The organism is Streptomyces sp. NPDC002773 (assembly GCF_040295605.1).
In the GTDB taxonomy this organism is placed as follows: Bacteria; Actinomycetota; Actinomycetes; order Streptomycetales; family Streptomycetaceae; genus Streptomyces.
This window is the reverse complement of the sequence record NZ_JBEOVO010000005.1, coordinates 201,373-216,274: the sequence shown is the minus strand read 5'-3', so window position 1 is coordinate 216,274 and position 14,902 is coordinate 201,373. Positions and strand designations below refer to the sequence as shown.

General features: G+C 72.1%; 9 protein-coding genes. 5 read left to right on the top strand and 4 right to left on the bottom strand.

Annotated elements, in window-relative coordinates:
- Positions 1-15: 15 nt before the first annotated feature.
- The gene (locus ABT034_RS09450; RefSeq protein WP_351213032.1) at positions 16-2,298 is read right to left on the bottom strand and encodes an FdhF/YdeP family oxidoreductase; all 2,283 of its coding nucleotides are present in this window, start codon (positions 2,296-2,298) and stop codon (positions 16-18) included.
- Positions 2,299-2,419: 121 nt separating this feature from the next.
- Between ABT034_RS09450 and polA the strand changes: the two genes are divergently transcribed.
- A complete protein-coding gene (gene polA / locus ABT034_RS09445) occupies positions 2,420-5,131 on the top strand; it encodes a DNA polymerase I (RefSeq protein ID WP_351213030.1) in 2,712 nt (903 codons plus the stop codon).
- A 101-nt stretch (positions 5,132-5,232) separates the two neighbouring features.
- Here polA and ABT034_RS09440 read toward each other — a convergent pair whose 3' ends face one another.
- Positions 5,233-6,147 carry a DUF4184 family protein gene (locus tag ABT034_RS09440; protein WP_351213028.1) on the bottom strand — a complete coding sequence of 305 codons (915 nt, stop codon included), beginning with the start codon at positions 6,145-6,147 and terminating at the stop codon, positions 5,233-5,235.
- A gap of 238 nt (positions 6,148-6,385) precedes the next feature.
- Here ABT034_RS09440 and ABT034_RS09435 point away from each other — a divergent pair, with 238 nt between their 5' ends.
- From ABT034_RS09435 to pgfA, 3 genes are all read left to right on the top strand, one after another.
- A complete protein-coding gene (locus ABT034_RS09435) occupies positions 6,386-8,206 on the top strand; it encodes a lytic transglycosylase domain-containing protein (protein ID WP_351213026.1) in 1,821 nt (606 codons plus the stop codon).
- Between the two features lie 196 nt (positions 8,207-8,402).
- A complete protein-coding gene (locus tag ABT034_RS09430) occupies positions 8,403-8,543 on the top strand; it encodes an SPW_0924 family protein (protein ID WP_351213024.1) in 141 nt (46 codons plus the stop codon).
- Positions 8,544-8,553: 10 nt separating this feature from the next.
- Positions 8,554-9,537 (top strand): cell envelope lipid trafficking protein PgfA, encoded by a 984-nt coding sequence (pgfA, locus tag ABT034_RS09425; RefSeq protein WP_351213022.1) that lies wholly within the window; start codon positions 8,554-8,556, stop codon positions 9,535-9,537.
- Here the strand turns inward: pgfA and hrpB are convergent.
- Both hrpB and ABT034_RS09415 read right to left on the bottom strand, forming a co-directional pair.
- A complete protein-coding gene (hrpB, locus tag ABT034_RS09420) occupies positions 9,521-12,067 on the bottom strand; it encodes an ATP-dependent helicase HrpB (RefSeq protein WP_351213020.1) in 2,547 nt (848 codons plus the stop codon). The genes pgfA and hrpB overlap by 17 nt on opposite strands.
- 84 nt (positions 12,068-12,151) lie before the next feature.
- Positions 12,152-12,991: a class I SAM-dependent methyltransferase gene (locus ABT034_RS09415; protein WP_351213018.1), complete on the bottom strand. Its 840-nt coding sequence runs from the start codon at positions 12,989-12,991 to the stop codon at positions 12,152-12,154.
- Between the two features lie 357 nt (positions 12,992-13,348).
- On the opposite strand from ABT034_RS09415, the gene rpsA reads away from it, so the two are divergent.
- Entirely contained in the window at positions 13,349-14,863 is a 1,515-nt protein-coding gene (rpsA, locus tag ABT034_RS09410; RefSeq protein ID WP_351213016.1) for a 30S ribosomal protein S1, read from the top strand.
- Positions 14,864-14,902 lie beyond the last annotated feature (39 nt).

Below are 14,902 nucleotides of genomic sequence, written 5' to 3'. Positions count from 1 at the left end.
TGCCTGAGCAAACGCTTAGGCGGAGTGCGATTGTTCCAGACGGACGATGACGGACTTGCTCGCGGGGGTGTTGCTGATGTCCGCCGTCGACTCCAGCGGTACGAGGACGTTCGTCTCGGGGTAGTAGGCCGCCGCGCACCCCCGGGGCGTCGGGTAGTGCACGACCCGGAAGCCGGGCGCCCGCCGCTCGCTGCCGTCGGTCCACTCGCTCACCAGATCCGTGTACGCCCCGTCGGCGAAGCCGAGCTCCGCCGCGTCCTCGGGGTGGACGAGGACGACCCGGCGGCCGCCCTTGATGCCCCGGTAGCGGTCGTCGAGGCCGTAGATCGTGGTGTTGTACTGGTCGTGCGAGCGCAGCGTCTGCAGCAGCAGCCGTCCCTCCGGCACCCTCGGGTACTCGACGGGCGCCGCCGTGAAGTTCGCCTTTCCGGTCTTCGTGGGGAAGCGGCGCTCGTCCCGCGGGCCGTGCGGCAGCGCGAAGCCGCCGGGGTTCGCCGCCAGACGCGCGTTGAAGTCGTGGAAACCGGGGACCACGCGCGCGATGCGGTCCCGGATCGTGGCGTAGTCCGCCTCGAACTCCTCCCAGGGCGTGGCCGATCCGGCGCCGAGCACGGCGCGGGCCATGCGCGCCACGATCGCCGGTTCGGACAGCAGGTGCGGGCTCGCGGGCGACAGGTTGCCGCGCGAGGCGTGCACCAGGCTCATCGAGTCCTCGACGGTCACGACCTGCTTGCCGCTTCTCTGCACGTCCTTGTCGGTACGGCCGAGGGTCGGCAGGATCAGCGCGCGCGTGCCCGTGACGGCGTGCGAGCGGTTCAGCTTCGTCGAGACGTGGACGGTCAGGCGGGCGTTGCGCATCGCCGCCTCCGTCACCTCCGTGTCGGGGGTCGCCGCCACGAAGTTGCCGCCCATCGCGAAGAACACCTTCGCCTCGCCGTCGCGCAGCGCCTGGATGGAGCGGACCACGTCGAAGCCGTGGTGGCGCGGCGAGACGATCCCGAACTCCTTGTCCAGGGCGTCGAGGAACGCGGGCGCGGGCCGCTCGAAGATGCCCATGGTGCGGTCGCCCTGCACGTTCGAATGGCCGCGGACCGGGCACACCCCGGCGCCCGGCCGGCCGATGTTGCCCCGGAGGAGGAGGAAGTTGACCACCTCGCGGATGGTGGGCACGGAGTGCTTGTGCTGGGTGAGGCCCATCGCCCAGCAGACGACGGTCCGCTCCGAGGCGAGCACCATCGCCAGGGCCCGCTCGATCTCGGCCCGGTCGAGTCCGGTCGCGGCGAGCGTCTCGTCCCAGTCGGCCGCCTTGGCCGCCTCGACGAACTCCTCGTACCCATGGGTGTGCTGCCGTACGAACTCCTCGTCGACCGCGCCGGCCGTCTCCAGGACCAGTTTGTTGAGGAGGCGGAACAGGGCCTGGTCGCCGCCGATCCGGATCTGGAGGAAGAGGTCGGTCAGTGCGGTGCCCTTGACCATGCCCTGCGGCGTCTGCGGGTTCTTGAACCGCTCCAGGCCCGCCTCCGGCAGCGGGTTCACCGAGATGATCCGGGCGCCCGCCTCCTTCGCCTTCTCCAGGGCCGAGAGCATCCGCGGATGGTTCGTGCCCGGGTTCTGCCCGGCCACGATGATCAGGTCCGCCCGGTGCAGGTCCTCCAGGGAGACGCTGCCCTTGCCGATGCCGATGGTCTCGTTGAGGGCCGAGCCCGAGGACTCGTGGCACATGTTGGAGCAGTCCGGCAGGTTGTTCGTGCCGAACTCGCGGGCGAAGAGCTGGAGCAGGAACGCCGCCTCGTTGCTCGTCCGGCCCGAGGTGTAGAAGAGTGCCTCGTCCGGGGAGCCGAGCGCCCGGAGCTCCTCGGCGATGATCGCGAAGGCCCGCTCCCAGGTCACCGGCTCGTACCGCTCGCCGCCCTCCGCGAGGAGCATCGGCTGCGTGATCCGGCCCTGCTGCCCCAGCCAGTACCCGCTGCGGGTCGCCAGGTCCGCCAGCGGGTGCGCGGCGAAGAACTCCGGGGTCACCCGGCGCAGCGTCGCCTCCTCGGCGACGGCCTTCGCCCCGTTCTCGCAGAACTCCGCCACGTGCCGCTTGTCGGCCTCGGGCCAGGCGCAGCCGGGACAGTCGAAGCCGTCCTTCTGGTTGACCTTCAGCAGGGTCCGCGCGGTCCGCACCGACCCCATCTGCTCCTGGGCCATCCGCAGCGTGTGCCCGATGGCGGGCAGGCCCGCGGCGGAGTGCTGCGGCGGCGTGACCTGCGGTGCGTCCTGGACCGGGTCACCGACCGGCGGCTTGCTGACCATCGCGCTCTCCCTTGAGCGGTAATCCTGTGGCGTACGTCTCCGATCCTGTCACGCGGCACCGACAGCAGGGCGCCTCCGCCGTGTGGACGGGATTGTCAGTGGTCCGTGGCAGGATCGTCATGTGGCCGAGACAGCATCGAAGAACCCCGCAGACACCCGCCCCCGCCTGCTCCTCATGGACGGGCACTCGCTCGCGTACCGGGCGTTCTTCGCGCTGCCCGCGGAGAACTTCACCACCGCGACCGGGCAGCCGACGAACGCGATCTACGGGTTCGCCTCGATGCTGGCGAACACGCTCCGCGACGAGGCCCCCACGCACTTCGCGGTCGCCTTCGACGTGTCCCGCAAGACGTGGCGGTCCGAGGAGTTCCCGGAGTACAAGGCGAACCGCTCGAAGACCCCCGACGAGTTCAAGGGCCAGGTCGAGCTGATCGGCGAGCTCCTCGACGCGATGAACGCGCCGCGGTTCGCCATCGACGGCTTCGAGGCGGACGACGTCATCGCGACCCTCGTCACCCAGGCCGAGGCCGAGGGCTTCGACGTGCTGATCGTCACCGGCGACCGGGACTCGTTCCAGCTGGTCAGCGACCGCACCACTGTGCTCTACCCCACCAAGGGCGTCTCGGAGCTGACCCGCTTCACCCCGGAGAAGGTCCAGGAGAAGTACGGCCTCACCCCCTCGCAGTACCCCGACTTCGCCGCCCTGCGCGGCGACCCGTCCGACAACCTGCCCGGTATCCCCGGCGTCGGCGAGAAGACCGCCGCGAAGTGGATCAACCAGTTCGGCTCCTTCGCCGAGCTCGTCGAGCGCGCCGAGGAGGTCAAGGGCAAGGCCGGGCAGAACTTCCGCGACCACCTGGAGTCGGTCAGGCTCAACCGCCGGCTGACCGAGATGGTCCGGGACGTCGAGCTGCCGAGGACCGTCGCGGACCTCGCCCGCGAGCCCTACGACCGCGGGGCCGTCGCGCTCGTCCTCGACACCCTGGAGATCCGCAACCCCTCGCTGCGCGAGCGGCTCCTCGCCGTCGACCCGGGCGCCTCGGAGGAGGCCGCCCCGGCCCCCGCCGCGGGTGTCGAGCTCGACGGCACCGTCATCGGCTCCGGCGAGCTCGCCCCCTGGCTCGCCGAGCACGGCACCGAGCCCCTCGGTATCGCCACCGTCGACAGCTGGGCCCTCGGCACGGGGAACGTGAGCGAGATCGCCCTCGCCGCCGCCGGAGGTGCCGCCGCCTGGTTCGAGCCCAGCTCTCTCGACGAGGCCGACGAGCGGGCCTGGTCCGCGTGGATCTCCGACCCCGCCCGCCCGAAGGTCATGCACAACGCCAAGGGTGCCCTGCGGGTCTTCCCGGAGCACGGCTGGAGCATCGCGGGCGTCACCATGGACACCGCCCTCGCCGCCTACCTCGTCAAGCCCGGCCGGCGCTCCTTCGCCCTCGACGCGCTCTCCGTCGAGTACCTCCACCGTGAGCTCGCCCCCGCGGCCGCCACCGACGGGCAGCTCGCCTTCGGCGCCGACGACACCGCGGAGGCCGAGGCCCTCATGACGCAGGCGCGGGCCGTCCTCGACCTCGCCGGCGCGTTCGACGAGCGGCTCGGCGAGGTCGGCGCCCGCGAGCTCCTCCACGAGGTGGAACTGCCCACCTCCGCCCTCCTCGCGCGCCTGGAGCGGCACGGCATCGCCGCCGACCGGGACCATCTGGAGGCCATGGAGCAGCAGTTCGCCGGCGCCGTGCAGCAGGCGGTGAAGGAGGCGCACGCCTCCGTGGGCCACGAGTTCAACCTCGGCTCGCCCAAGCAGCTCCAGGAGGTCTTCTTCGGCGAGCTGAACCTGCCGAAGACGAAGAAGACGAAGACCGGCTACACGACGGACGCGGACGCGCTGGCCTGGCTGGCCGCCCAGACCGAGCACGAACTCCCGGTGATCATGCTCCGCCACCGCGAGCAGGCGCGCCTGCGCTCCACGGTCGAGGGTCTGATCAAGACGATCGCCGCCGACGGCCGGATCCACACCACGTTCAGCCAGACCGTCGCCGCCACCGGGCGCCTCTCCTCCACCGACCCGAACCTGCAGAACGTGCCGGTGCGGACGGACGAGGGCCGGGCCATCCGGCACGGCTTCGTCGTCGGCGAGGGCTTCGAAGCCCTCATGACCGCCGACTACAGCCAGATCGAGCTGCGCGTGATGGCCCACCTCTCCGAGGACGAGGGCCTCATCGAGGCCTTCACCTCCGGCGAGGACCTGCACACCACCGTCGCCTCCCAGGTCTTCGGCGTCGAGCGGTCCGCCGTCGACGCCGAGATGCGCCGCAAGATCAAGGCCATGTCGTACGGCCTGGCCTACGGTCTGTCCGCCTTCGGCCTCTCGCAGCAGCTGAACATCGACCCGGGCGAGGCCCGCGGCCTGATGGACACCTACTTCGAGCGCTTCGGCGGGGTACGGGACTACCTGCACCGGGTCGTCGACGAGGCCCGCGCCACCGGGTACACCGAGACGATGCTGGGCCGCCGCCGCTACCTGCCCGACCTCAACAGCGACAACCGGCAGCGCCGCGAGTCCGCCGAGCGGATGGCGCTCAACGCGCCCATCCAAGGCACGGCCGCGGACATCGTGAAGGTCGCCATGCTGGGCGTCGACCGGGCCCTGACCGAGGCGGGCCTCGCCTCCCGGATGCTCCTCCAGGTCCACGACGAAATCGTGCTCGAACTCGCCCCGGGCGAGCGCGAGCAGGTCGAGGCCCTGGTCCGCGAGCAGATGTCCGCCGCCGCCGACCTCCGCGCCCCCCTGGACGTCTCGGTAGGCGTAGGCCACGACTGGGACTCCGCCGCGCACTGACGGCTCCCCCCGTGTGGGCAACGTCCCGCTGGAACGTGGGGGTCCCCCCGGACGGAGTCTGGGGGAGGGTGGGCACAACGGGACGGCGCCCCTTGCCGGGCCTAGGCTCCAGGGCCTGGGCCCGCACCACCGGTGCGGGTCGTTGCCCGGCCCTCCGCGTCCGGCTCCGGCAGCGGGGCGGCCGGGACCTCCACCGACCCCGCACCCGCCGGCGCCCCACGCAGCCGCGCCCCCACCCCGTACAGCACCAGCCCGACGGCGAGCCCCGCCCCGGCCCCGAAGCAGGCCGTCGGAATGACGTCCAGGGGCGTCTCGATCCGCCCCCAGCCCCAGTACGCGGCCCAGCGCAGCACCCGGTGGGCGATCCCGGCGAGGACACAGCCGCCGATGACCCCGGCCGCGAGCAGCCGACCGCGCCGCCCCGGCACCGGCACCCGGGCCGGCAGCTCCACGCCCGGGTCGGCGGAGCGTAGCGCCCGCGCGACGAACCAGCCGAGGAACCCCAGGGCCAGCGCCGAACTCCCGTACTGGGTGTAGGTGTAGACCGGGAAACCGGCCACGACGTCACCGAGGAACGGGAACATCCGGGTGCCCCAGCGGTCGAGGTGGGTGAAGGAGTCCCACACCACATGGGTCGTCGCGCCGAGGATCGCGGAGAGAGCGAACCACCCGGCGAGCACGACCGGATGCCGCTCGCGCCAGGGACGGCCCCGCACGAGCCCGTACACCCGTCCGCGCCACTGGGCGGGCAGCAGCGCCACGAGCGGCTCACGTACGGTCAGCCACATGGCCACGAGCGCGGCGGTGATCAGGACGTCGGCGGTGACGATCCCGACGGGGGAGTGCGTGACGTCCCCGAGGGTCATCGCCCCGGGGACCGCCGTGGCGGCGAAATAGGTCATGTCGGGCGCGAAGGAGCCCGCGACGAGAGCGGACGCGACCAACGGGCCGCGCGCGGTCCCGTTCCGGCGCAATCCGGGCAGCACGGCAGCGGCATGGCTGAGCGTGAACGGCAACGGGAGTTCCCCCAGGTTCCGGTGGTGACGGCCGCAGTGTGACATCGGCCGCTGTGCAAGAGGGGCCAGCCACCCCGTCCGGTTCCCGTCCCCGCCGGGACGCCAGGCGGCCGAGAGGTGACGAAAGCGTGAAACAGGGTCAGGCGCCGGTGCCGGGCACGCCGCAGTTGACATAGGGTCGCCGGAGGTCGGACGCGGGGAGCGTGGGGCCGCAGTCGAGGGGGAAGGGACCACCGACATGTCAGCGCACTTGGGCCGCAGGCTGCGCAAGGGAGCCACCAGCGGGGCGGTGGTGGCGGCGGCGGTCGCCGCGCTCGCCGCCTCCCAGGCACCGGAGACGGCGCCGCCGTCCGCGGACAACGCCGGCGGTGACCGCGCCATCGGCGCCGGGGACACGGCGTCGCCGTCCGGCGACGGCTCCGCCACGGGTGATTCGCCGTACTACACCGCACTCCCGCCGCTGAACACGCCGAACAAGCCCGGGGCGCCCACCAACCTCCCGGTGATCACCGGCCCCGCCGAAGCCGGCATACCCGCGACCGTGTTCTCCGCCTACCAGCGCGCCGAGCAGTCGATACGTTCGACCAACCCCGGCTGCAACCTGCCCTGGCAGCTGCTCGCCGGTATCGGCAAGGTCGAGTCCGGGCAGGCGCGCGGCGGCCAGGTCGACGCCAACGGCACGACCTTCACCCCGATCCTCGGCCCCGCCCTCAACGGCGTCGGATTCGCCAAGATCACCGACACCGACCAGGGCGCCTACGACGGCGACAGGACCCATGACCGTGCCGTCGGTCCGATGCAGTTCATCCCGTCCACCTGGGCCACCTGGGGCCAGGACGCCAACAGCGACGGGAAGAAGGACCCGAACAACATCTACGACGCCGCGCAGGCCGCCGGTCTCTACCTCTGCGCCGACGACCGCAACCTCGCGCTCAAGGCCGACCTCGACCGCGCGGTCCTCAGCTACAACCGCTCCAGGGAGTACCTGAACACGGTCCTCTCCTGGTTCGAGTACTACCAGCGCGGCACCCACCAGGTCCCGGACGGCACGGGCGTGCTGCCGGTCGACCGGAGTGACGGCCTGGGGCAGGGCAACCGTCCGGTCTCGCCGCTCCCGCCCCTCCCGACGGCGCCCGCTCCGCAGCCCACCGTGCCGATCACGCCCACCCCGGCGGATCCGTCCGAGCCGCCGGCCACCCCGCCGCCGCCGAAGCCGACGCCCACCAACCCGCCGAAGCCGCCGGTCACTCCGCCGACGAAGCCGCCCACCGTGCCGCCCGCCGTGAAGGTCGTGCGGCTCGCGCCCGTCTCGACCGGCGAGCTGACGGCGACCACCGAGAGCGCCTTCGCCCACGCTCCGACGGTCGCCGCGCTCGACTCCACGGGCGCGCCGGTCATCGGGTCGACCATCCGCTTCGAGATCACCGGCGCGACCGACGCCCACTTCGCCGGCGGCGCGACGACCGTCACCGTCACCGTCGGTTCCGCCGGTATGGCCAAGTCCCCCACGCTGCGGGCGGGCGAGAAGACCGGGTCGTTCAAGGTCAGGGCCACCGTCGTGGGCAACAGCACCGTGGCCGCGACCGAGTTCGGCGCGACGGTCACCGCCCGCGTGGCGGACACCCTCACCCGTGTCGCCGGTGACCCCCTGTCGGCCACCACCGGCACCGCCTTCACCCAGCCGGTGCAGGTCAAGGCCACCGACAAGGGCGCCCTGGCTCCCGGTGTGCTCGTCACCGTCATGATCGTCGCCTCCTCGACGGCCACCGAGGAGAGCGCCGACGGCCCGTCCTTCAAGGACGGCGTCCGTACGCTCGCCATCAAGACCGGGGCGGACGGGACGATCCTGCTCCCGCAGCTCTTCGCGGGCGACAAGGCCGGGGAGTACGTGATCCGCTTCACCGCGCCCGGCGGCGGCGACACGTCGGTCAAGCTGACGGTCACCGCGCCCGCGACCCCCACCCCGGACCCGACGCCGGACCCGACGCCCACCGGCACCGGCTCGCCCGAGGCCTCCCCCTCCGCGTCGACCTCCCCCTCGGGCTCTCCTTCGGCCTGACCCCGACCGCGCCTCCGCGCCGCGTCCCTCCGCGCCGCTCCTCCGTCCCACCGGACGGAGGAGCGGCGCTTCGCGTTCCCCGGAAGCGACGGTGAGGTGTGGCGTCGTGTGGTGCGACGTGTTCTCATCTCGCGGTCGCGTTGCTACGGTGCCCCAGCCCTGACGACCCATCAGATCGCATCCCGGGAGGCCGACCATGCGCGCCCTCGTCGCCGCCGCCATCGGACTCGCCCCAGTCCTCCTCTTCGTCCTCCTCGTCTCCGTGGTCGATCTGCCGCCCGACGGCCCCACCTCGCCCAAGCCCCTGCTGACCGCCGATCCCGGCCCCAAGCGGTAGGGGAGCGACCGTGCGCCGCCGAGCCAGCCTCGTCCTCCTCGCCCTCGCCGTCTTCTGCGCCGCGATGGCCCCCACCCTGCGCTGGTACGCCTTCCCCCGGCTGGCGAAGATCCCGCCGAACCAGTACCAGGAGACCGTCCTGGAGGCGAAGCCCGCGACCCTCCTCAACTACTCCACCCTCAAGGCCGAGAAGGTCGACAAGATCACGATCATCCAGACCCTCAAGGGCAACGTGGAGGAGTCACGGCGGATCGAACGCGACGCCGGGCGCGACGTCGTCGTCTGGGACGCCCTCGCCTACATCACGGGCCCCGACGGCAAGATGGTCTCCAAGGTCCCCGAGCGGTACATCTTCGACGCCCACACCCAGGACCCCGTCCACGCCACCGGCGAGATGGTCGACGGCGACCCCGTCCGGCGCGAGGGCATCGAGTTCAAGTGGCCCTTCCTCACCGAGAAGCGGGACTACCAGTACTTCGACGCCCAGACCCGCACCTCGGCCCCCATCCACTACAAGGGCACCCGCACCTTCCGCGGCACGGAGGTCTACTACTTCGAGCAGACCATCCCCTGGACCAAGGTCCCCATGCCCAAGACCATGCCGGTCGAGGGCATCACCCCGAAGCTCCTCGCCGACTCCGGCCTCACCCGCTGGTACACGACCAAGCGGATGTTCTGGATCGAGCCGGTCACCGGCGCCCCGGTCAACGGCGAGGAGATCCACAAGGAGGAGCTCCGCAACGCCAGGGCGCTGATGGGGCAGGACACCCTCACCGTCTTCGAGGGGCACGTGAAGATGCGCGAGGACTACATCGAGAGCGTCGGCGAGATGGTCTCCTCCAACCGCCTCATGGTCCTCATGCTCGTCTCCTACCTCCCCTGGAGTCTCACCCTCCTGGCACTGCTCCTCCTCGGACTCGCCCTCTGGCTGGAGGCCCGCTCCCGCCGCCCGGCACCGGAACCGGCCACCACCCCGGTCACCCCTCCCGTCTGAGCCGCGCGCTCGTGTACCGGGTCGCCTCCGCCACCGACGGGTCCTCCGGCCACGGATGCTTCGGATACCGCCCCCTCAGCTCCGCCCGCACCGCCCGGTAACCGTCCCGCCAGAACGACGCCAGGTCGGCGGTCACGGCCGCCGGCCGCCCGGCGGGGGAGAGGAGATGGACGAGCACCGGGACCCCCGCCACCCGAGGCGTCTCGGCAAGCCCGAACATCTCCTGGAGCTTCACCGCGAGGACCGGCCGCTCACCCCCGTACTCGACCCGGATCCGGGAACCGCTCGGCACCTCGATCCGCTCGGGAGCCAGCTCTCCCAGCCGGCCCGCCTCGCCCGACGCCCACGGCAGCAACCGCCGCAGGGCCTCACCGGCGTCGATCCGCCCCAGGTCCGAGCGGCGCGCGGCCCGGGACAGCTCCGGCTCCAGCCACTCCCCGGCCCGGTCGACCAGCGCCTCGTCCGCCATGTCCGGCCATGGACTCCCCAGCTCCCGGTGCAGGAAGGCCAGCCGCTCGCGCAGTTCCCCGGCCTCCCGGCTCCACCGCAGAAGGCCGAGCCCCTCCCGCCGCAGACCGTCGAGCAGCGCCGCCCGCACCAGCGCGGGCGCCGCCCCGGACCCCAGCGGCCGGACCGTCAGCTCGACCGCGCCGAGACGGTCCACCGAGCGCGCGACCACGTCCCCGTCCTCCCAGTGGACCTCCTCACCCGTGGACCGCAGATGCCCGGCCGCCCGCCGCGCCATCTCCTCGTCCACCACGGCCGCCAGCCGCACCCGGGCCGTGGCGTCCCGCGCCGTACGGTCCGCCACCGCCACGGCGAGCCACGGCGTGGTGCCCAGCGCGGAGCCCTCGGCGAGCCGGGCCCCGCTGCCCGACACCATCAGATAGCCCCCCTGCTCCCGGGCCCTGGCCACCCGCTCGGGAAAGGCCAGCGCCGTCACGAGCCCGGCCACGGCGTCCTCACCGTCCGCCGAGCCACCCCCGGCACTCGGCACCGCCGCCTCGACGGCCGACCTCTCCAAACGGCGGGCCTCCGTCTTCCAGCGGGCGCCGTACCCGTCCGAGCCCCGGCGTGCCGCACGCCAGGCCGCCGCCAGATCGTCGCCGTACTCGCGCGGCGGCTCCTCGCTGAGCAGCGCCACCACCTCCGCCGCCCGCCGCGCCCCGACCTCCGGCGCGCCGTCCAGGAGAGCGCGGCCGAGCCGGGGATGGAGCCCGAGCCGGGACATCCGTACCCCCCGCTCCGTGGCCCGGCCGGCCGCGTCCACGGCTCCGATCGACGCGAGGACCGACCGGGCCGCCGCCAGCGCACCGGCCGGCGGCGCGTCGAGCAGCGCGAGCCCCTCCGCCGTCGGGTCGCCCCAGCAGGCGACCCGCAGGGCGAAGTCCGCCAGATCGGCGACCTTGATCTCCGGGGACGGGAAGCGGGGCCTGCCCCCGTCGCCCGCCTCCGCCCAGCAGCGGTACACGAACCCGAAGGCCTCCCGGCCGGCCCGGCCGAGCCGCTGGGTCGCCGTCGCCTCGGAGACCGCCACCGTCGCCAGCGAGCCAAGACCCCGGGCGTGGTCCGTACGGGGCTCCCGGGCGAGCCCCGAGTCCACGACGATCCGCACCCCCGGCACCGTCAGGCTGGACTCCGCCACCGAGGTCGCGAGGACCACTCTGCGCCGCCCACCGGGCTCCGTACCGCGCAGCACGGCGTCCTGCACCGCGGCGGGGGCCCGCCCGTGGAGCTGGAGCACCTCCGCGTCGACGCCGCCCAGCAGCCCGGCCGTCCGCGCGATCTCCCCCGTACCCGGCAGGAAGCAGAGGACGTCCCCCTCGTGCCGCTCCATCGCCAGCCGGACCGTCGCGGCGACGTGCCGCAGCAGCGCGGGATCCACCCAGGTGCCGTGCGCCGGCCGGATCCCCGAAGGCGGCGCCGCGAAGTGGACCCGGCACCCGTGGCCCTCGCCCTTGCTCCACACCACCGGCGCGGGCCCGCCCCCGTCCAGGACCGTGAGGAGATCCGCCCATGCCGCCGCGTCGCTCGTCGCCGACGCGGCGATCAGCTTCAGCTCCGGGCGCAGGGTGGCCCGTACGTCCACGAGGAAGGCCATCGCCGTATCGGCGTCCAGGTGCCGCTCATGGCACTCGTCGAGCAGGACCACGTCCACGCCCGCCAGCTCCGGGTCGCGCTGCAGCCGCTGGAGCAGGATGCCCGTGGTCACCACCTCGACCCTGGTCGAGGGGCCGGCCCGCCGCTCGCCGCGCACGGAGAAGCCGACCGTGCCGCCGACCTCCTCGCCGAGCAGCCACGCCATCCGCCGGGCCGCCGCCCGCACCGCCATCCGCCGCGGCTCGGCCACCAGGACCCGCCGCCGCGGTCCGTCCCCTATGAGCCCCGCGAGCGCGAGCGGCACCAGCGTGGTCTTGCCCGTGCCGGGGGGCGCGGACAACACGGCCGTACCGCGCCGGTCGAGCGCGGTGAGTAGCTCGGGGACGGCATGGCGGACGGGAAGACGGTCGAGTGCGTCGTTTCGGATCACGCACTCAGTCTCGTACGCCTCGCGAAAAGGTGGGCCCCGTTGTCCACAGGGCCCACCTATAAGTACGACAAGCGCACCGCCGACTTACTCCGCGCGCTCGCAGACGAAGATCGCCGTCCCCGGGATCAGGTTCCCCCGCAGCGGGGACCAGCCACCCCACTCCTGGCTGTTCCACTCCGGCCACTCCGGCTCGACGAGGTCCACCAGGCGGAAACCGCCGGCCACCACGTCCCGCACCCGGTCCCCGATCGTCCGGTGGTGCTCCACGTACACGGCCCGCCCCTGCTCGTCCTGCTCCACATAAGGGGTGCGGTCGAAATAGGAGGCCGCGATCGACAGGCCCTCGGGGCCCGGCTCGTCGGGGAACGCCCAGCGGATCGGATGCGACACCGAGAAGACCCACCGGCCGCCGGGCCGCAGCACCCGCCGCACCTCCCGGAACACCTTCACCGGGTCGGCGACGAACGGCACCGCGCCGTACGCCGAGCACGCCAGGTCGAAGGAGCCGTCCCGGAAGGGCAGCGCCCCGGCGTCGGCCTCCACCAGCGGCACGTCCCCGCCGATCCGCAGCGCGTGCTGGAGCTGCCGGTGCGAGAGGTCGAGGGCCACCGGCCGCGCCCCCTGCGCCGCCAGCCACCGCGAGCACTGCGCCGCGCCCGCGCCGATCTCCAGGACGTCCAGGCCCTTGAGGGAGGAGGCGGGCCCCAGGAGCCCCGCCTCGGCCTCGTCGAGCCCCTCCGGCCCCCACACGAACCGGTCGTCGCCGAGGAAGGAGCCGTGGTCGCTCTGGTACTCGTCGGCGTTCCTGTCCCACCAGCCCCGGCTGGCCCGGCTGCTCTCCGCGTCCCCCGCGTCACGCCGGGTCGCCTCCGCCTCGTCCTCGGCCGAGTCCTGGGCAACTTCGTGTTCGTACTCTTGGTTCATCTCGCCCGCCGATGTAGTTTGCGCTCAGTGCCGCCGTGCGGCGGACCCCGCCGTGTGCGGCGCGTGGAAACACGCGTAAAGACATGAGTGGTGCCGGAGTTGAGCGGATCTGCCCCGGGTGCGCGCTTCGCGCATTGACCCTGTCCGGCCGCCCCCGTATGCTAAAGGTTGCGCTGCGGGCCTGCGCGCCTCAGACGGAGCAGGCCGCGCTCGTACCTGTTGTATGTCCCCTCGGTTCTCGAGGCTCCTGCCGTTCGCGGAAGGTGCCTCATTGGCTGTCCGGCTTCTTGGTGCGATACGGGCTCACGGCGTAGCAGTACCTACGACTTTCTGTCCGTAACCGGAGCCCTTTCCCACATGACGAGCAGCACCGAGACCACCGCCACCAGCACCACCCCGCAGGTTGCGGTCAACGACATCGGTAACGAGGAAGCCTTCCTCGCCGCGATCGACGAGACGATCAAGTACTTCAACGACGGCGACATCGTCGACGGCGTCATCGTGAAGGTCGACCGGGACGAGGTCCTGCTCGACATCGGTTACAAGACCGAAGGCGTGATCCCGAGCCGCGAGCTCTCGATCAAGCACGACGTCGACCCGAACGAGGTCGTCAAGGTCGGCGACGAGATCGAGGCCCTGGTTCTCCAGAAGGAGGACAAGGAAGGCCGCCTGATCCTCTCGAAGAAGCGCGCCCAGTACGAGCGCGCCTGGGGCACCATCGAGAAGATCAAGGAAGAAGACGGCATCGTCACCGGTACCGTCATCGAGGTCGTCAAGGGTGGTCTCATCCTCGACATCGGCCTCCGCGGCTTCCTGCCGGCCTCTCTCGTCGAGATGCGTCGTGTCCGCGACCTCCAGCCCTACGTGGGCAAGGAGCTCGAGGCGAAGATCATCGAGCTGGACAAGAACCGCAACAACGTGGTCCTGTCCCGCCGTGCCTGGCTCGAGCAGACCCAGTCCGAGGTTCGCCAGACGTTCCTCACCACCCTGCAGAAGGGTCAGGTCCGCTCCGGCGTCGTCTCCTCGATCGTCAACTTCGGTGCCTTCGTGGACCTGGGTGGCGTCGACGGCCTCGTGCACGTCTCCGAGCTGTCCTGGAAGCACATCGACCACCCGTCCGAGGTTGTCGAGGTCGGCCAGGAGGTCACCGTCGAGGTTCTCGACGTGGACATGGACCGCGAGCGTGTCTCCCTGTCGCTGAAGGCGACGCAGGAGGACCCGTGGCAGCAGTTCGCCCGTACGCACCAGATCGGCCAGGTCGTCCCGGGTAAGGTCACCAAGCTGGTTCCGTTCGGTGCGTTCGTCCGCGTGGACGAGGGCATCGAGGGTCTGGTCCACATCTCCGAGCTGGCCGAGCGCCACGTGGAGATCCCGGAGCAGGTCGTCCAGGTCAACGACGAGATCTTCGTCAAGGTCATCGACATCGACCTCGAGCGTCGTCGCATCAGCCTCTCGCTGAAGCAGGCCAACGAGTCCTTCGGTGCCGACCCGGCCTCGGTCGAGTTCGACCCGACCCTGTACGGCATGGCCGCGTCGTACGACGACCAGGGCAACTACATCTACCCCGAGGGCTTCGACCCCGAGACCAACGACTGGCTCGAGGGCTTCGAGACCCAGCGCGAGGTCTGGGAGACCCAGTACGCCGAGGCGCAGTCCCGCTTCGAGCAGCACCAGGCCCAGGTCATCAAGTCCCGCGAGGCCGACGAGGCCGCCGCTGCCGAGGGCGCTGCCGCCCCGGCCGCCGGTGGCAACGCCGGTGCGGGCATCTCGGGTGGTTCGTACTCCTCGGAGTCGGACGACAACTCCGGCGCCCTGGCGTCGGACGAGGCGCTTGCCGCCCTGCGCGAGAAGCTGGCCGGCGGCCAGAGCTGAACAGGCTCTCCGCTGAGCGCTAGCCGCTAGCGAACCGAG